The organism is Blautia faecicola (assembly GCF_004123145.1).
GTDB lineage: Bacteria > Bacillota > Clostridia > Lachnospirales > Lachnospiraceae > Oliverpabstia > Oliverpabstia faecicola.
Map to the genome: position 1 here is coordinate 1,081,447 of NZ_SDKC01000001.1, position 20,738 is coordinate 1,102,184.

Sequence of the window (20,738 nt, forward strand, 5' to 3'; positions counted from 1 at the left end):
TAAGGAGTTAATTGTGAGAATCTGTCTCATATTGGAGGGGTGTTATCCCTACATATTTGGAGGTGTATCTACCTGGATGCACCAGTATATCAATGAAATGAAAGAACATGAGTTTGTTCTGTGGGTGATTGGAGCAAATGCGAAGGATAAAGGGAAATTTGTCTACGAGCTTCCGAAAAATGTTGTAGAAGTTCACGAGGTCTTTCTGGATGACGCCTTGCGGCTGAAGGATTCAGGAAAAATGCTTCATGCCTTTACAGAGGAAGAGACGAACAGCCTGAAAGAGCTGATGCTGTGTAGACGCCCGAATTGGGAAATCTTGTTTCGGCTCTATCATGACCAGAAGCTGAATCCTATGTCTTTTTTAAGAAGTGAGAAATTCCTGAATATATTGACGGAGTGCTGTATAAAAGATTATCCATATACTCCGTTTGCGGATGCATTTCACACAATGCGTTCTATGCTACTTCCGGTCCTTTATCTAATGGGAAGTGAAGTGCCCAAAGCAGATGTCTACCATGCAATCTGTACAGGATATGGCGGACTTCTTGCATGCCTAGGCGGGTATGTTTATAAGAAGAAAGTGCTGCTGACAGAGCATGGAATATACACAAGAGAGCGTGAAGAAGAGATCATTCGTGCAAAATGGGTACAGCCGGCATTTAAAAAGCAGTGGATTTCTTTCTTCTATATGCTGTCGGATATTATTTATACGAGAGCGTTTCTAGTCTCAGCATTATTTACCAATGCCATGCATGCACAGATCCAGATGGGATGTGACAAGGAGAAATGTCGTGTCGTTGAGAACGGAATCAACTATGAAAGGCTTTCCCCTATTCCATTGAAAGAGGAAGACGGATGGGTTGACATCGGTGCGATCGTGCGTCTGGCACCGATCAAGGATATCAAGACGATGATCTATGCGTTTTATGAGCTTTGCACGACAAGAGAACATGTGCGTCTCCACATTATGGGAGGCGTCGATGATGAGGAGTATGCGCAGGAGTGTTATGCGCTGGTCGATCAGCTTCATCTGGAAAATGTGATCTTTACAGGACGAGTGGATATCATCTCTTATATGGAGAAGCTGGATTTTACAATTTTGACGAGTATATCGGAAGGACAGCCGCTGTCTGTTTTAGAATCATTTGCTGCAAGGCGGCCTTGTGTGACTACAGATGTAGGATGCTGCAGGGAGCTTCTGAATGGTAATGAGGAGGATCGATACGGAACAGCAGGATATTGTGTTCCACCGATGTATCGAGAGGGGCTCGCGCAGGCAATGGATCAGATGTGCGCTTCCAGAGCTCGGAGACTCCGCATGGGGGAGAATGCACAGAAACGAGTGAAAGCATATTATCGAAAAGAAGAAATGATTGAAAAGTACCGGAAGATGTATCAGGAGGTGGAAGAGGCAGATGGCCGGAATCGGATTTGAGTTAAAAAAATTATTCCAGAAGCGCGGACTTGCAGCGACGGCAAAAGCGTATGGGTATGCAGGAGTGATCTGTACAGGTCCGATGCTGCTTGGTATCGTGCTGTTGGTAGGAATCGCTTTTATCTGCGATCATACCGGTGCGACGAGACATAACCGGGAACTTCTGAACTGTATGATTACTTACACACTTCTCGCTTCGTTGACTGTGACCAGTTTCTTCTCTATGGTCGTGACGAGATATATTGCGGATATGCTGTATGAAGAACGCCACGAGGCGGTGCTTTCTTCTTTCTGGGGTTCAACAGCGATCCTGCTTGTAGTCGGCGGAATCATGTATGGGATTTTTCTTCTGTTTTCAGGAATCAATCTGATCGATCAGTTTTTGTGTCTGGAGTTTTTCGGAGAATTGATCGTCACCTGGAATGCGATGAGTTATCTGACAGCGATCAAGGATTACAAAGGGATTCTTATTTCATTTATTACAGCGGTAGCGGTATCATTGTTGGTCGGATTCCTATTGATCCTGATTGGGATTCCACATGTAGAGGCGTTGATGATCGCAGTTACGATCGGTTATGGAATCATGCTGCTTTGGGATGTGACGCTGTTGTACCGTTATTTTCCGCAGAGAGAGATCAGTGCATTTTTCTTTTTACGCTGGGTGGATCAGTTCCTTCCGCTTGCGTTTACAGGCTTGTTCACGAACATCGGACTATTTGCACATCTTGTTATCATGTGGTGCGGACCGATCCGTGTACATGTTCAGGGATTATTTTATGGTGCACCGTATCATGATGTACCTGCGATGATCGCCTATTTGACGATTCTTATTACAACCGTTAATTTCGTTGTATCTGTGGAAGTGAATTTCTATCCGAAATATCGGAATTATTATAGTTTGTTTAATGACAAGGGAGAAATCAAGGATATCCTGCAGGCGGGAAATGAGATGAGAAAGGTTTTAAACATGGAGCTGAAATATACGGCGTTAAAGCAGCTACTTACAACGGCACTGGCGATTTCGATCGGACAGCTGCTTCTGACATATCTTCCGCTTGGATTTAATGATCTTATGGAAGGATATTTTAGGACACTCTGTGTCGGCTATGGACTCTATGCAATTGCTAACACAATGATGTTGATCTTACTTTATTTTACAGATTACAAGGGAGCATTATTTGCAACAGGAATGTTCGCCGCGTGTACGACGACATTTACCTGTGTGTCTTTATTCTTCCCACAGGTGTATTATGGGTTTGGATTTTTACTGGGAAGTGCAGTGTTCTTTTTGATCTGTACACTGCGTCTTGGATATTTTATAAAAAAACTTCCGTATTATATTTTGAGCGTACAGCCGATTGTGGCAGAGGATAAAACAGGTTTCTTCACACGGCTTGGATGCTTTTTGGAAGAGAAAATAGAGAGGGGAGATAAGCTTGAAAAAATATAAATTACTTGCGTTGGGATGTGCCCTTTTATTAGGAATGTCCTGTTGCCTGACGGGATGTACCACCCCGGAGAAAACAGGGGATACTTCAAAGAAACAGACAGAACAACAGGAAGAGATAAAAAAGGCAGAGACACAGGATATCAACGACGTTCACCTCAGGGATAAGGATAGGCTCTATGAAAATGATGACGAGACAAGTGTTGTGACGATGTATCTCACCGTTTCCCGTGGAAATTCTTCAGAGGGAACGGCTCATACCTGGAAGGAGATTAACAGTTATTCGGCCTATGATTATGACAAGATGGGAGTAGAACGTTACCAGACAGCGGCGCTTCTTCAGGTTGGTGATGAGTCAGGTCCGCAGAGCGGGGAGGTTGGATATGGTGAAAATGTGCCGAATGCTACCGTGCAGATCAGAGGACAGACATCGAGCCGTAATTCGCAGAAAAACTATAAGATTGAGCTGAAGAAGAATAAGGGAACCTGGCGTGGACAGCGCACGATCAATCTGAATAAACATCAGACAGAGGGAATGCGTTTCCGTAATAAGCTGTCCTACGATCTTCTGAAAGGGATACCGCAGCTGATGTCACTTAGAACCCAGTTTGTACATTTATATGTAAGAGATCTTACCGAGGGGGACAGCTCAGAATTCCAGGACTATGGATTGTACACACAGGTGGAACAGCTCAACAAGACAGGAATGAAGAATCATGGAATGGATTCGAAGGGACAGTTGTACAAAATTAATTCGTTTGAGTTTTTCCGTTATGAAGATGTGATAAAAAAAGAAGACGATCCGACCTATGACCAGAAAGCCTTTGAAAAGCTCCTGGAGATCAAAGGAGATTCAGATCATACGAAACTGATTCAAATGCTGACAGATCTGAATGATACTTCTCAACCGATTGAGGATATTCTGGATCAATATTTTGACAGAGAAAATCTGACGTACTGGATGGCGTATCAGATACTGACCGGAAATGTAGATACACAGAATCGTAATACATATTTATATAGTCCACAGAATTCGGACACATGGTATCTGATCGCGTGGGATAATGACGGCTCTTTCATGAGAACCGAATACAACATTCAGAATCGTTTCGATCAGGGAAGTTGGGAATGTGGAGTCAGTAATTACTGGGGAAATGTTCTCTTTCAAAGATGTCTGCAGTCGGAGGATTTCCGTGAGGAACTTGATGCGGCGATTCAGGATCTGAGATCCTATCTCAGTGTGGATCGGATCAGTAGTATGATAGAGGAATATCGTACAGTTACTCAGAAGTATTTAAATCAGATGCCGGACCAGATGTATGCACCGTTGACTGAAGCGAAGTATGAAACAATTGCATCGGCAATCCCTTCAGAGGTAGAACAAAATTATGAACTTTATAAGGAGAGCCTGGAAAAGCCAATGCCGTTTTATATTGGAAAACCGGTGATCGAGGGAAATATTTTGAAGTTCAACTGGGACGCATCGTATGACTTTGATGCAGAGACGATCACTTATACAGTTGAACTGGCAAAAGATTATAAGTTTAATAAGATTGTATTTCGTAAGGATAATATTCAAATTCCGGAAGCGGAGACTACAGTTCCGGCAGATGGTCAGTATTTTGTGCGTATCCGTGCGACAAATACATCTGGACAGACGCAGGATGCTTTTGATTATTATGTAACAGATGATGGAAAGAATTATGGTATGAAATGTTTCTACATTACAGGCGGACAAAATGTTGAGGAAGATATTTATGAGGAATGATTTATCAAAAGAACGCTTCCGTAATGAATGGAAATATCTGATCAGTACCAGTGAAAAAGAACTGCTGGAGCTGAGGATGAAGCATTTGCTGAAAAAGGATCCAAATGCAAAGGGAAATGGTTATATGATCCGCAGCCTTTATTTTGAAGATTATTTCAACAACGCTTATGCGGAAAAGGAATCGGGTGTCCTGATGCGAAAAAAATATCGAATCCGTATTTATGATTGTAGTGACCGTTCGATTAAGTTGGAGCGGAAGAAGAAATTCGGAAGTTATATTTATAAAGAAAGTGCTCCGCTGACAAAGGAAGAATTCTATAAGATCCTCGATGGGGATTATCAATTTTTATTAAGAAGTCCATATCCGTTGTGCAGAGAATTTTATGTGGAATGCGTCAGCAATCTCATGCGTCCACGTACGATCGTTGACTATGATCGTGTACCGTGGATCATGGATGAGGGGACAGTCAGGATTACATTTGACAGTGATGTGAGGGCAGCGGTTGGAAGTTATGACATCTTTGATCCGTCCCTTCCGACACTTCCGGTGCTTGAACCGGGGAAACTGGTTATGGAAGTGAAATTCACAGAGATGCTTCCACAGATCGTGCGTGACTTGCTTCCACCAAATGCACAGGAATTCACAGCAGTATCAAAATATGTACTCTGTTATGAAAAATCGCAGTATTTGCATGGATTTGAATATTGGAATGAAACACAGGAGAGAAAACTATTATGAGTATACAAGATATGATTAAGAAGTCGGTGCTGGAATCCGGCGTATTTGGCAGCTTTAATGCACCGAAGATGGCAATTTCGCTGATCATGGCGTTGCTTCTCGGAGCAGTGATCTATATGGTTTACAGCAAGTTTTATGTAGGGGTGATCTTCTCTCGGAGCTTTGCAGTTACGTTGGTCGGCATGACACTTCTCACTTGCATGGTTACTCTGGCAATCAGTACGAATATCGTGATTTCCCTTGGTATGGTCGGTGCATTGTCTATCGTACGTTTCCGTACGGCGGTGAAGGATCCGATGGATCTGCTCTATCTTTTCTGGGCGATCACGACAGGTATCACGACTGGAGCGGGAATGTATCCGTTGGCACTGATTGCAGCAGCGGTTATGATCATTATGATTTATCTGTTTTATCATAAGCAGCAGAAAGGCAGAATCTATATCGCTGTGATCCATTATCAGGGGGATGAAGCCGGTGATGAGATCATCCGCAGCTTTGGCAGAATGAAATACTTCATAAAGTCAAAGACGATGCGTGGGGAGAAAACAGAGATGGCAGTTGAGGTATTCTGTCGGCAGAATGATCTCGATTTCACAGAGAAGATCCGGAAGATCACAAATGTAGAAGATATTACATTGATCCAGTATAATGGAGAGTATCACGGATAAAATGAAAAGATTATAACTGGTTGATTCATTAAGAATATATATTCCCTTTCATGGACAGAATGGATGGAAGTATTGAACTCAGGAAGTATTGGAATTAAAGAATCTGTATGCAGATCTGTTAAAGACAATGGGAGAAGAGTATTGAGAAGGCACCAGAGACAAAGAAGGTGTGTGGAAATCCGTATGACCGATGGTATTGAACGGATGGTAAAGTAAATAAATGCATCAGGGGGAACCTGTTGTTGTCTGTGGAGAGATCTGCAGATGACAGCGGGTTTATTTTTGTCTGGAAAGTCAAAAAATCAGAGACCAGGACTCCTTGGAACAGTAGGAGGTGGTTTCTGGCAAATATGTGTACGCTGGGAAAAAGCGATGTGCAAAATATCAAAAGTTTATCCTAATCCCTGACAATGCAAGCTGGTATACGGCTATACGCTCTGAAGGCCTTATAAAAGCAAGTTATAAAATCGTTAAAAGGTTGTTTTGTTTGAATTATATCCTTCAAAAGTATCATCGTCCAGTAAGAAACGTTGCCATGGTATGCGTTGCCGCTGTAGCGCTGGGATCAAGTACATATGCTTGGTTTGTGAAAAATAATAAGGTTGATGCAACAACCAGTACAATTAGTGCACAGTCTGATGCTGCATATATGACCATTAAAAATGGTACATCAGGTGCAAGTAGTGTTGATACTACATCAGTTACCACAACTGTTGCGACAAAGCCACTGTATCCAGCTACTTTTGGTGAAGAGCAGGGAGTAACAAAGGGTAAATTTATGACGGGTTATGGTACTGATCTTAACGATGGTTCTCTGAAAGGTAACTTAAAATTAGTAGGAACTGAAGGAAGTTATTCAGATGCTACAGGAGCTGATTATGCATTACAGCAGGAACAGATACACCTCTTCATGTATATCTGTATTACGAAGGTGGAGACACAACAGCAGAAACAAATACATCTGTTAATACAGAAGATCTGCAGAATGATCAATTGGTTGCAACAAATGCTGTTACAGTTTACTTTACAGCAGAAATGCAGAATAAATAATTAACCTGAATTATTCATGGAGCAATTTTAATATTTATGGCGCAGTCATCAATTCAGATACTGTTCCGTGAATAATCTAGGTTAATTTTAATTTGTCTATTGCTTTCTAAGGCTAAGGTGTTTACAATACTCATAAAGGGCTCCTTTGGGTTATTATTTAAGATTCGACACCTTAATTTTACCACAAATGGATGCTCTTTTTTTATTCACTTGATAGGTGAAACAGCAATATTCAATTAAAATACAGTAATTATATGGCTTTTAGTCACTTCACACGGCATAACCGTGAATAATCTAGGTTATATGTATAACAGATAAAAACAATGTGCAAAATAGGCAAAATTAAGTCAGATCTCTGACAATGCAAGCCGGCATACGGCTATACGCTCTGAAAGCCTTATGAAAGCAGATAAAAAAATCGTTAAACGAATTGACACGTCCGAGGGGTATAAGCAGGATTTGACCCTGTATTGCAAGCGGAAAAATGCTTAATGCTATAGCTTGTTTGCAGATTGAATGAAAGCCTTTGTTATGATAATATATTATACGGATATTTTTGCCTGAGCAGAAAGGGGCTTTCAGATAATATGAATAATGAAGTATATAATAAAATAAAAAGTCTTGCGGACAAATACGCAGATCTTCTGCCTGAATGATGATACAGAGGTTATCCGGTACAGGGAACACGCGGCACAGAAAGCATTGTGGACACCAGAGAGGAAAGCCAGACACGCAGCAAAGCATATAAAGATGAATCATAGGAGATGAAGTATATAAGTTGGAGTATACAGAGAGGGAGTATATAGATGATAACGATTGCAAATTCGAATTCTATGACGGAAAAGTCTTGACTATAAGGTGAGATACCGATATTCTTACAAAAGAGAACGAAACTGCAGGAAGGAAATAAAATGAAGAAAAAAACAGGAAAATGGATCAGGCTGGCCGGGATTCTTTTTATCATTGGCGTGCTGACTCTTGTTATATATGAAAGCTTTGCAGCGTATACAAGCTTTAACAGTGTGAAACGAGTGGTGTCTACCGGAACGCAAAGTGATACTATGTTCAGCTCAAACTATCTTTCACAGCTAAATCTGGATGATGTGAATTATCCGGTTAAGCGTATTTCACTTGCAGAGAAGGACGGAACATCTACCTTTGTCGTTCAGGTTTGCAACTATATTTTGGGGGACAGTAAACGGTATAATCTAAACGATATTACCTATAAGGTAACCGCACAGCTGTATGCAATGGATGGTGGAAAGCTTCCGGACAATATTACAGACATTAAGATGAATAACAAGCCATTTGATAAAAATGGAACGTGTACCCTGGAGAATCAGGAATTAAAGACCGGAAGTGCAAAGAAAAACGAGTATCGATTTGTGATACCGGTAGACTTAAAGGATAAGGTGAAGATTCAGGTGGTTGCCGAGCCATCCGAAGGGAGTAAGGAGACTGTAAATCGTCAGAAGCTTGCGGCTGTCTTTTCTTTTGCGGATTATGAAGCGGTCAAAAGCTGGACCGGACATTTTCTTGATTCTCAGGCAAATGGACGTACACCAGATGATTATGATGCATTTAATTATGAAATCTCAGGAAACGGAGCCGGAACAGTGACGATGACCTGGCCAGAAAGTCTACAGCTTAGTAAATGGACGACGGGGGGTAATCAGGTGACAAACTCTTATACTTTTGATGTGGATGGTGCGACGACGGCCGTTCAATTTCAGTTTTACAGAAACCCTGAAAAGCTATCGGAATTAAGTAGAAAAAGCTGGGCTGATTTGGAACAGTTGGTGAAGGTTACTTTTACAGAAAAGGTTGAAGAAAAATAATGACGAGAAGAAATAGTTGGATAAGACGTGTCATATCAGTCGGACTGGCGGCAGGTATGGTAATGAGTACGACGTTACCGGCATTGGCAGAACGCACAGAAGGATATGAGAGTTCAGTAGAAGCAGAGAATAATTTTGAGGACGGCGATTTTGCGACTTCGGTGATGCAGTCAGACAGCGAGTCAAAAACAATTGCGGAAGAAGTACAGCAGGAGACCCAGACAGGATCGGATTCAGAAGAAAGCTCAAAGGAGCAGGAGGCCCAGACAGGATCGGATTCAGAAGAAAGCTCAAAGGAGCAGGAGGCCCAGACAGAATCGGATTCAGAAGAAAGCTCAAAGGAGCAGGAGACCCAGACAGAAGCAGCGACGGAAGAATCGGAGCAGGTTCAATTATCACAGAAGCTTTTGGCAGAGGGGATGGAGTCTAATGCAGAAAGTCCGAGTCTGCGGCTGGAAGTTGCAGCTGAATTATCCGGCAAATTGAATGTTAAGGACCACCAAAATGTAGAGGTTACAGATGGGGAAGGATTAATTTTGTTATCTAATGTTTCCCCAGCAGAGTATCAAGAGTATAATATTCAATTAATTACAACAACTGGCTGGGATCTTACTCAGCCCGTAACCTTAAATGGAATCAGCTACAAGTTCCTTGGGCTGGGTGATGAAAACCACCCTTATAAAGGAAGCTTTAAACTGGATCAGGGAACCGCTGCCACACAGTATTCTATAGCAACATCCCGTTCTCTCTTTAATGCACTTTCGACAAACGCAAATCTTGGAACAATCCCATTTTGTATTTCAGAAAGCACACCTTCCATGCAGGAACCTTTGCTGGCTGGAACGTTAAAAAAGGGCGAAGTGGATGAACCTTTAACCGGTAAAATCGTACTGAGAGATCTAAATTCGGACAAGATATCAAATGCAGTCATCGGTGGTCTGATCGGTACAATGGAAGATGGAACCAGTGCCACTCTGACTTTTGAAAATCAGTTCACAAAAGAGCTAACGATCCGTACATCGAGCCATACGGGTCTTTTTTGTAATACAATGGCTGAAAATACTTCACTGACAGCAGAATTTGAGAAAGCTTCCGGTGCAGGAAGCATCAAAGTCGAAGCGACGGAAGCCGAGATGGATGCAGGTGGCTTTGTCGGCCATATGGAGCCGGGTGCAGGATTGACAATCGCAGGAAGCTCCGTAGATCAAGTCACTTCCGATTCCGGAAATGCAGGAGGGCTTGTTGGCAGTGTAACAGATGGAAGCATTCAGCGAGAAGAACAGACGACAGCCTTTAGTTTTGCAGATACACTTACAGTAAAAGCCGGCAGTACATCAGCAGCCGGCGGACTGATCGGTTCCTGGCTTGTTACGAAAGAGAACGCAGTTAGTTGTGATCTTTCTAATTATCAGTTTAAGAAGCTTGTGATTTCCGGCGGGCAGGATGTCGGAGGTCTGGTTGGTGTACTGAAAAATATAAGCACAGAGAAGACTGCGATTTCTATTTCAGCAAATACCGCAACTACCGTGACGTCGGAAGTATCAGGTGCAGTTACGAATTTTGGTGGAATAATCGGAACGTATCAGTCAGGGCAGATGAACAATATGCTGACGATCAAGGGAGAGTCCGGTAATGCGATCAGTGCAAGTACCTCAGGCGGTGCGAATGTAAATAGTTCTTATGGTGGAATCGTTGGTGCCATATCTGGAAGCAGTTATGTTGAGATAGAAAACGTATCAGTAACTACATCTGATATGAAGAAGGATCCTAAAGCCAGCTTTGGCGGACTGGTTGGAAAAATGAACGATGGTCTGTTAAACGTTGGGGATGTAACGTTAATAAGTAGTAATGACAGTGACCTGTCATCTGATGCTGACAATGTGGATGGTCGGGGTGGCCTGGTGGGACATCTGGTAAAGGGTGTACTGCGTATGCATGGGGCAACAGATTTAAGGGGTCAGAGGATTACGACGGCATACCATCATGTGGGACAGATCGTAGGAAATAATGATGATGGACTGGTATATGCACTAGGTAATGGCAATGGTCTGAATGCAGACGGAAGCGGATGGAGTCTTAACCGTTATACCGGTGCAGATAGAGGCGGTTCTGATATCGGAAACTGGGGTGCAGTAATACGCCTTGGCGATCAACTGTCTGAAGGAAGCAATGGTGTGTTTACATTTGATCAAGATGCACACACGGTTCAGGTGCATAATGGAAACGGATCAGAGCTTGGCAGTGCCAATACATTTGCGGCATATGTGCTGGCATTTGATCTCTCGAAAGCATACACAGGAGGAAGCTCCACGACGCTGAGCTTTGCTACCCCAATAAATGCGGCAGCACCGCAGAAAGTGATACTTAACGAAGATATTGATCTTACCGGCACCGGTATTCTGGGGATTGGTAAAGATAACGGTGTATCTGGTCAGAAATTTCAAGGAACGCTTGAAGGCAGTAGTCATACGATTACTTTGGATATCGGGACAACGTATGGTGCAAATGTTTCAGGTACAGAAGACAATGCAGCAGGGCAGCTTTACGCAAAGAGGAGTGATCAGAGAGATGCACATTATAGTCTGGCGCTGATTCCGTTCGCCGGTGATGTGACAATTCAGAATCTTACAATTGCGGGCACTGTTGCCTGCAGAGTTCCTCAGAATGTAAATGAGGAAGAAAAATCAGATGATATCAGATATCCGGCATTCGTCTCAGCGGCAATCGGTCTGGCAGGCGGGACTACAGCTTTTAAAAATGTGACTGTTAATACCAAAGTATCTGTTGCAGAAGAAGCTGTTGCAGAAAAAGCTGTTGCCCAAAAGCTCCACGTTTGGCAGGCAGGCTTCCTGGGAAGATGTGAAGGTAAGGAATTGACCTTTCAGAATTGTACATGGGGAAGCGATTCCACGCTTACGGATGAACGTACTACCGAGAATCAGAGAATTGGTGGTTTGGCAGCGGAAGTGATGGGAGGCTGTGAAGTGTCGGTTGACGTTTGTACATTAAGCGGTTACATCACATCAAAATCTGCTTCCAATGCTAAAGTCGGTGGTCTGATCGCAGTCAGCAGGGGCGAAACACAGAATGGTACTACGTCAGCAGACACAACGATTAAGATATCAAATCTTCAGGTGAAGGAAGAGAAAATTGATACAGCGAATGCAAAAACAACCAGTGGCGGACTTATTGGCTATCAGTGGAAGAATACGAATGTAGTGTTTGAAGCATCTGCGGACAATACAGCCAGCAAAAGCGGAGTCACGATTTCCGGAGCTACATTGAATGCAAATGCCCAGTTTGGCGGTCTGGTATATCAGGCAACCGGATACTGGAATGCAACCGCTGCGAACAGCATCATATTTGAAAAAAAGGAAAGTACAACAACATTTACCGGAAAATCAACGCAGGATACGCCAAGCGGTCTGCTGGTGGGAACCGGTCTGATCAAAGTGACACAGAGTGGAAAGGAAGTAGTAGAGTCTGCACTGTATCTCGAAGCAGGTACATGGGGAAATGTTTCCGACGCTGCTTATAAGATTGGCAGTGGTGCGGTAATGATTGAAATCAACTCAGACTACTTTGATGAACTGGTCGGTACGACAAAGAAGGATGATGCTGGCAACAGTAATGCAGTAGTTTCTTTGGCAGTGCGTGACGGGAATGGAACAGCAAAGCGTATTGATACAGAAGGTACAGGGAAAAATACCTATATCGGACAGTTAGGCAATTATAAAAATGGAAATACAAGATACTACTACAATCTGGACAGTTACAGGAAGAATAATCCGACTTTGAATTTGGACAGTGTCACATCACCGGAAGATATGGTGCTCTGGAGTGCCGCACAGTATGCGGCAGTAAATATCAGAGGCTATTTCAGGCAGGGAAAGCGGACAGATGTCACGATCTCCGGCTCAATTGACCTGACTGGATATTCCTACTATCCGGTGACACCGCTGGGAGCAGTGAATCTTGGAACGAATCAGACGCCGACCAGTCTGAATTTTGATTATGATGGCATGAATGCACAAGAGACGAAAAGTAAGAATAAACCGCTGTCAGATTCTGACCATCAACATTATTTGATGCAGCATGGATTATTTTATCATACCACTCACAATATAGCGGTAAAGAATACTTCTTTTTCGGGAACGGTAGGAAAGGAAAGTACAGCAGAGACCGGTTCCTACAGTTCCGGTGCATTGATTTATGGAAGCGTAATCGGTGATCCGGTCGGCGATATCGTTGAAATCAGCCTGAATAATGTGACACTGGCTGGAATTCGTGTGACAGAGATAACAAAAGATGGCGCAGCTTATGCACCGCTTCTGATTAATCGTATGGATCAGGCAGTCAAATTAACTGTAAATGCGCTTTCTACAGGAGAAGGTTATACGACAGGAGAAGGATCCGGTAAGACAACAGCTTATGCAGCAAGCAGTCTGATCGGTAAAGTCGGCAGTGCGACGGCAACGAAGCTGACTCTTTCATTTTCCAATATTGCACTGGATGGACGTCTGAAAGAGGATGCATCGAAGTCTACATCCGTTTATAACAATGGGAATGTGCCGGTTGACTATCATACAACCCATACAATATTTACCAGGGCAACTCTTTTAGAATCCTTTATGTATTCTTCAGAAGGTACCGGTACGTATAATTTCAATAGTACGGATGATAAGGTCACTTACGGTGTAGAATTGACGAATACAGGAACAAACGGACGTAATCCGGATAAACAGTATCAATATTATGACGGTGACAGCTATATCACAGATGAACAGGGGAAAAATGCCAATGAAGCATATGTGAAATCAAGATATGGCAGCTCGAATTTTATTCGCTATGTCCATACACAGCAGAATATTACAGAGAGCAAGTATGAGCTGGATATTAATCAGAAGACAACCGGTCTTCTGAAGGGATGTGGAACGTATGGAGATCCGTATATTATTGAAGATGCGCATCAGCTGAGCTCACTGGCAGCCTATATTCTGAATCCGGGCAGTGTTTCAAAATTCCAGGCAATTTTCAATTCAAAAGTATTGGAAAATCAGACACAGACTGCAGAAGGGTATCATCTCCAAAATGGTGCGACCAGTGATGCAACAGGAACAGATATTGCTTACACCTGGGAGAACGAAGCCTGGAAGAACGAGAATGGGGATGCAGCTGATACGGAAAAAGCAACGAATTATCTGCTGAATGCATATTATAAGATTGATAAGAATATTACTTTGTCAGCAGAAAGATTTGGCGGACTAGGTACGAAAGAGAATCCGTTCAGCGGAGTCATTGTAGGTGCCTCTCAGAATATTACAGTTGCCTTAACGGGAACTAATGAGAATAAAGACAGCTTTGGAGGTCTGATTGCATATAGTCGGGGAAGTGTCGTAAAGGATCTGATCGTGGATTATTCACGGGCAACGATCACCATGCAGGCGGGAAGTCTTCCGGGGACCAGAAGAAATCCGTTTTTTGGCGGTGTAGTTGGTTACTGCATGGGCGGGGATACAATCATTGATCATGTGTCAGTAAATTATGTTAAAAATTCCGTGACGTTCAGTGGAACTTATCCACAGATGATCGCAGCAGGCGGCTATGTAGGTCTGGTCGGCGGTGCAACCCATGTCACAGAAGACACGGACTACGAAAAGACCGGTGGCGGCGTGGTATTTAGAAATATGGATGGAACATCCAATACCTTTACGGTTGCGTGCACAGCTGCGGCAGCGGCCAATAAAACAGTGAATATGGTAAAGAAAGATGGCACAGTCGATGGAAAAACAGCGTCAGATGGCGGAAATTATTTTTACCGTAATCCTTATGTGGGACGCGTACTGGATGGCTATGCCTGTGCGGAAGGATGCACTGTAAATAACACGGATAAAAACTATACCATTCCGACTTTGACAGCAGGAACAAATGACCTTCAGGTAAGCGAAGCAAGTGGAAGCCTGAATGTTACTGTAACCTCTGCCCAGGGATTGTGGCTGCTTTCCGCGATTGTAAATAGCGGCGCAGGGGCGATGGACTCAGGTGGCAGTTACACCGATGTGGACAAAGTCGTAGATGCTTATCAATATGGTAAACCACGTACTGCATCCTATGAAGGAATTGGAACAGCGACAGGTGCTGCGAATCTTACAGATGAAGCTTATTGTGGCGGAGTTGCAAGTGCTGCAGGCAGCGATACGGCAAAGAATCGCGTGTCCTATCTGGTGAAGAATTATACCACAGGAACAGTGGCGGCTCGTTTGGCAGGAAAAAGCAGTACAGCTGTCAATAATCCGGTCAGTCTTACCTTTAAGGCAAACAGCATTGATATGAGCAGCTACAGAAATGGTTTCCGGGGAATTGGTTCCAGCTATGGAAATAATAAGCATGTTTGGAGCAATGACTGCAGTATTCCTGAAGTATATCGCCGCAATCTGTTGATTAAGAGTATAAATGCTGATCAGGCAGCAGACACGGTGATTACGTTAAATATGAATCAGAATGATTATCATACGGAATACAGCGATGGTGCGTGGCGAAATCAGGGTGCCGGACTGTTTGTGGATTTTCACTTTACAGATAGATGTAAGGTAAAACATCTTAAGATATCAGGAAACATTAAGCTTGGATTATTTGATACAAATACAAATAGTAATTTAATGTGTGTGACAAGAAGATCAAATCCGGAAGTTCATATTGGTGTGGGCGGTTTTGCTGCAAGAACGGCCAATTCCGCTGGTACGGTATCCTTTGATGGTCTTCATCTGGAATACATAAACGTGTATGGGGGGACTATGACGGGTGGAGCCATTGGGTATATCGATGGATATAAGAATGCAGCAAGGAATGTATCCTTTACCAACTGGACAATTCAGAACGAAAATGTAACAAATTGGGTTAATAACGATGGAAGTACAGGTGGATTAGTAGGCTGGAATATAGGGTATGGTCAGTTGACGATTACCGGAAATGAAGGCGGTTCTGAAAATGTGAAAAATGTGAAAAATGTGAATCGGTTATCGGTTACTACACATGCGGAAAGCTTTTATACAGCTGCTGCAGGTGGTCTTGTGGGCGCAAATGATTTCAGTTCCGTAAAAGTAGAGAATGTAAGCGCACAGAATTTGAGTGTTTCAGGCAAGAATCTGCGAGATCTTGGTGGTTTGCTGGCATCAGGAAGAAAAGGTGGTACGTTCGAAGTGAAGAAATGTTCCCTTACTTCTATGAAGATTACGCTAGAGATTAATTCCAACCAGAAATCTTCAAGTGCCTGCACGGGAGGAATTATCGGATATCACGAAGGACCACTGACGATTTCAGAAGTAGTGATTACGTCGGATTCGGTCATCAATGGTCAGCAATTTACTGGTGGTTTCGTAGGCTACTCAGCTGTCGATGTGACGATTCGTGACAGCAGTGAAGAGAATCTCAATATTAAGACAGATATGAACTGGATCGGTGGATTTATTGGATATGTCAACCCGAACAGAACAGCCACATTCCGAAATTGTCAGGAAAAAAATGTGAACATTCTTGGACGATATACAGGTGGTCTTGTCGGAGCTATGGATGGCAGTATACAGGCATCGAATATGGAATTTTATAACGTGACTGGAGTAACTTATAATAAGGATAATGGATACGCAGCATTGTTAGTTGGTAATACGGAAAACAATACTAAGAATCCGTACACTAACAAAGTCAATGGATATAATCTGTTAGCAAAGAATTGTAAATTTGGTTATAATAACAAAGCAAAGATAGACGAGTTATCGACTGCAAGTATCCAAACAATAAATACGTCAGGTTTTTGGATTGGTAAAGTCGGCGTAAATGGCAAAATCAATCTGGTAGCGGTTGCAGTTCAGGGGGATGTCTTTCCGCAGAAGGATATCGGTACAAAAAATGGAACTGCTGCGATTGTTTATGCAGATGCATCCGTGGATCAGACTTATCAGCCGATCAATTCCACAGACAAACCATCTTCATCTGCCAGCCCATGGCTGGATGTTAATCCGAAGAGCAGTGTACCTTTTGTTGACGGCACAGTTATGACCGGTAATGGTGTCGGAATGCAAGAAGGCAGTACAACAGCCAATGCTATTTTAAGGGGCTTACAGGCAGGGACACCTGCTTCTGATGTTTATTGGAATTTACTGGAGAATAAAGCAGAATTTGTGAATTTCTTAGATACGGCCAATGATGCCTACATGACGACGTACAGGAAAGAAGAAAGCGCAACTACCAACGTGAGCGAGAACGTTGATTTCCCGGTACTTGTGGTAAATAACACCGCAGATGTGGATACGATGATCTGGAATTACATAGCTGCCATGACGAATGTCGGCAGCGGAGCAGATGCAAAACAACAGATCCAGAGCATTACCGCAACAACTTATCAGTGGGATGCCACAAAGAGTTCTTTCGAAGCAAAGAGCGAAGAAAATGCGAGCTTAAGTATTAGTAAGGAGAAGAAAATCAGCATCGTTCCGAATGCCTACGACAATCAGAACAGCCAATTTACATTGCTGGATGTCACTTATGCAAATCCGACCAATGATAAAGCAGAGCCATTTCATTTGTACATACCGGTGCTGGTGAAAAAGGTGCTCTATATCAGCTTCAAGACAAGATTCCTTGCTGGAACTGATTACTGTGCAGCAGATTATCCAATGAATGATGAAGCAACCAATCACTATGCAACGGCTGGCTTTGATGAACCACTGACTGCTTACATAGAATACAGCTATGAGAAAGATACAAACTGGCAGTCGATGCTGGATAATGGAGAGAATCTGCTTTGGTCTTACGACAAAATCATGGATCTGGCATCGGGGAGTACGGCGGAAGCCGGGAAGGCTTTGCTGCCGTCCGGAACACGTCTGACACTGGTAGACAGGCAGACGAAGCAGTATTATACCTATACGACAACTGGTACAGAAGATCTGCATAAATTTGATTTTGCACAGATGACGACAGCAGATGGACAGACTGCATTTCGTCCGGTCTATATCTGCGACTTACTTAACATGAAGGTTTCAGATCCGGTTACGGATGAGGCAGAAGGAACAACGTATTATGTAATAGAAAATGATCCGGCTAAAGCAACAGTCAGAGTAGGAACGACCTATTACCGCAGAGCAGAAGAGAACGATAAGGATGCCAGCAAGTATCGTATAACGATCACGGAAGCATCCAAATCAGAAGCTCGAAGTGAGGGATATTATCTGACTGTTCAGGTTCCGGAAACAGCAGGATATTCCGTTATCAACAATCGGTTAAATTATGGAGCAATTTCCCGTAAAGAAGGAACACTTCCGGCTAAAATTACGTCAGATGAAAGGAAGTCCGGATCCGGCTATGTGGTATACAATGGCGTTGAGCAGAAATTTACGGTTTCCACGACTCGTGTTCATAATGGAAGTGAGATGAATGATACGGTCATGGAAAATGGAGACAGTGTAAAAATAAAATTGCAAAGTACATTGAAGCTGACAGAAGCAGGAAAAGATCGATTTGATAAAGTCGGTCCGTCTGAATTTTATCACAGATTTGATGTCAGTCTGAAAAAATACCTGAAGGAACTAAACGGTGGTGAATATGATGTGATTGGTACGGAGAATGTATCTTATACATATACGCTGACAGGCAATGGATTAAATGTTAAGAAAGAAGATAAGTGCCAGAACGTAGCGGGACTTGATACATTAACGCTGCAATACGGAGGCAGTGACATGAAAAAATCGCTGGAGAAGGCGAAGGACGATAACACAGCAGTAACAGTTACGGCGGAAATCACACTTACCTATACGTCATCCGATCATTTTCCAGAGCGGGATACATCAAATAGCAACGACAATAGTGGTATATCAGTTATGGCCGTTTCACGTATTGCAAATACGGACAATCAGCTGCCGATTACTACGAATAAACGCACACAAGAGGATACCAAACGCTATTATACGGAGAATCCATCCAGAGCCATTCTGGAGTATTTTGCAATCGCAGGGATTAGTGATGCTACGCGCCAGCTTGGAATTAATCCGAGCGATGCGGTAAATTCTTCTGATACGATTGAAACGAGGGCAAAGTATGATTATTCCAGTGTGGATTCCGAGGTCCTTAAGAAGGCGGCAAAGATTCAGTATACGCTGGAACTGTTCCAAAAGAATCAGGACGGAACTTATGCAGAGAATCCGTTAGAGATTGGAGAATATCTTATGTCTGTGCGTATGGAAGCTGCCGGGGAGCCCTCCTCTTCACCAGAAAAATCATGCCAGTGGACGAAGTCATTTGTCCCAATTGAGGATAAGCAGGAATTTGCTTATATTGATTTTACGCCGCTTACTGGAGAAGCATTTGAAGCAAAGGAACATACATATGCCAACTATAAGGTGCGCCTGACAGCCGTGCTGCTTGATCAGGATGATAAGGAAATTGATGGTACAAAAGCGTCGGATTACGTTATCTATACGAACGCGCGCATTTATCAGCAGATTATGGAAACAATGCAGGGCGCAGAAGCCGGAAATAAATGATGCTGACAGAAGAGCAGAAACGAGGTGAGAGGATGCAGGGAAAAAAAAAGGAAGGACTGACCCCGGAGGAATACCGGCAGCAGGCCAGGGATGAGATAAGTAAGGTCAAAAATGAGTGGAAGGTTTTTCTTAGGACAGGTATCATTATGTCTGCTGCGCTGATTGTGATTATTATTGCCTGCATTGCATGGTTTGTCAGTAATAATAAGGTGACGATATCAACGACAAGGGTTCAGTCTGCAGGCAGTGAGTTTGAGCTTGCTGCCGCAGCCAAACCAAATAGTGAAACTTCCGCAGGCGTGTATGATAAGCTGCTGGATGTACCGAAAGGAACTAAAAGCAGCATCAAAAACCAGAACTTTCTGGCAACGGATGGCAGCAATACCTCAATCACCTGGGCAATTACCGATGACAGCAATATGAACAATAATACAGAAGCTGGAATTGAGCCTGGTGCCAGTGGGAAAATGACATTCTATATCATTTCGCATAAGGAGGGACCACTGAGCGTGACACTGGATCTGACGCTGACCGGCTATACGGAAGAGGAAACAGCGGCGACATCATCAAATTTGCAAGAGGCAGATACGAAGGCACAGCAGTTACTGGAGGGTCATGTCCTTCTGTTTGCAGGCTATGATTCCGATGCACGTTCTTATAAGGGCTGGATTTCCAAAGATGCCGGTCCCTGGTCGATGACTTTGGACTCCGAAGGCGTTGTATTATCCAGAGATAAAAATGGAAAACTGATCTGGTCTGTTCAAAATGCGAAAAAAGATACGGCCTATCCGGTTACACTTTACTGGGTATGGCCGGAAATGCTTGGCTCTTATCTGGTGAAGGATCAAAGCAGCATTGGAAAACGACCGATTTTATTTCCGGAGGATTGGAAGGATGGATCGAATCATCTTACAGAGCTTCCGGAAACATTATTTAAGACCATGTGCAGTTCAGAGGATAATCGATATTTTTACTGGAAAGAGAGTGAAGATTTTAAAGGAACGGTTACAGCAGAGAAACTGAACCAGATGCGAACAGATTTCAATCCGGTCATGTACGGAACACTTGCTGTTTATTATAATCAGGCAGATGAGCATCTGGGCAGCAACGCCCGTTTTATAAAACTGAAGCTGGACGCACAGTGAGCAAGTCGTGAAGCTGGGCTCTGTCAGCAGAGCAGCAGGGATGTATTGCGAATGTCCGCTTTACGCAAAAGCAGACAGAGTCTATTTTACAAGGAGGGAACAGGCAG

Annotated in this window: 9 protein-coding genes; all 9 read left to right on the forward strand. The window is 43.2% G+C overall.

The features are described from left to right. The first annotated feature begins 13 nt into the window (after window positions 1-13). Complete coding sequence (gene pelF, locus ETP43_RS04935; RefSeq protein WP_129257230.1) at window positions 14-1,438, forward strand: GT4 family glycosyltransferase PelF; 1,425 nt, start codon at window positions 14-16, stop codon at window positions 1,436-1,438. Next, entirely contained in the window at window positions 1,419-2,888 is a 1,470-nt protein-coding gene (pelG, locus tag ETP43_RS04940; protein WP_129257231.1) for an exopolysaccharide Pel transporter PelG, read from the forward strand. The genes pelF and pelG overlap by 20 nt, the downstream gene beginning before the upstream one ends. Continuing rightward, the gene (locus ETP43_RS04945) at window positions 2,875-4,653 is read left to right on the forward strand and encodes a CotH kinase family protein (protein ID WP_243114195.1); all 1,779 of its coding nucleotides are present in this window, start codon (window positions 2,875-2,877) and stop codon (window positions 4,651-4,653) included. Before pelG ends, ETP43_RS04945 begins: the two co-directional genes overlap by 14 nt. Beyond that, a complete protein-coding gene (locus ETP43_RS04950) occupies window positions 4,643-5,392 on the forward strand; it encodes a polyphosphate polymerase domain-containing protein (RefSeq protein WP_129257232.1) in 750 nt (249 codons plus the stop codon). Before ETP43_RS04945 ends, ETP43_RS04950 begins: the two co-directional genes overlap by 11 nt. Further along, window positions 5,389-6,060, forward strand: coding sequence for a DUF4956 domain-containing protein (locus tag ETP43_RS04955; protein WP_129257233.1), 672 nt, complete (start codon window positions 5,389-5,391; stop codon window positions 6,058-6,060). Before ETP43_RS04950 ends, ETP43_RS04955 begins: the two co-directional genes overlap by 4 nt. A 334-nt stretch (window positions 6,061-6,394) precedes the next feature. Further along, window positions 6,395-7,114 carry a hypothetical protein gene (locus ETP43_RS04960; protein ID WP_129257234.1) on the forward strand — a complete coding sequence of 240 codons (720 nt, stop codon included), beginning with the start codon at window positions 6,395-6,397 and terminating at the stop codon, window positions 7,112-7,114. Window positions 7,115-8,021: 907 nt separating this feature from the next. Next, window positions 8,022-8,948, forward strand: coding sequence for a hypothetical protein (locus ETP43_RS04965; RefSeq protein ID WP_129257235.1), 927 nt, complete (start codon window positions 8,022-8,024; stop codon window positions 8,946-8,948). Window positions 8,949-9,010: 62 nt separating this feature from the next. After that, a complete protein-coding gene (locus ETP43_RS04970; protein WP_129257236.1) occupies window positions 9,011-19,486 on the forward strand; it encodes a hypothetical protein in 10,476 nt (3,491 codons plus the stop codon). Further along, on the forward strand, window positions 19,483-20,631 hold the full coding sequence (locus tag ETP43_RS04975) for a hypothetical protein (protein ID WP_207668913.1): 1,149 nt from the start codon (window positions 19,483-19,485) through the stop codon (window positions 20,629-20,631). Before ETP43_RS04970 ends, ETP43_RS04975 begins: the two co-directional genes overlap by 4 nt. Window positions 20,632-20,738: the final 107 nt, after the last annotated feature.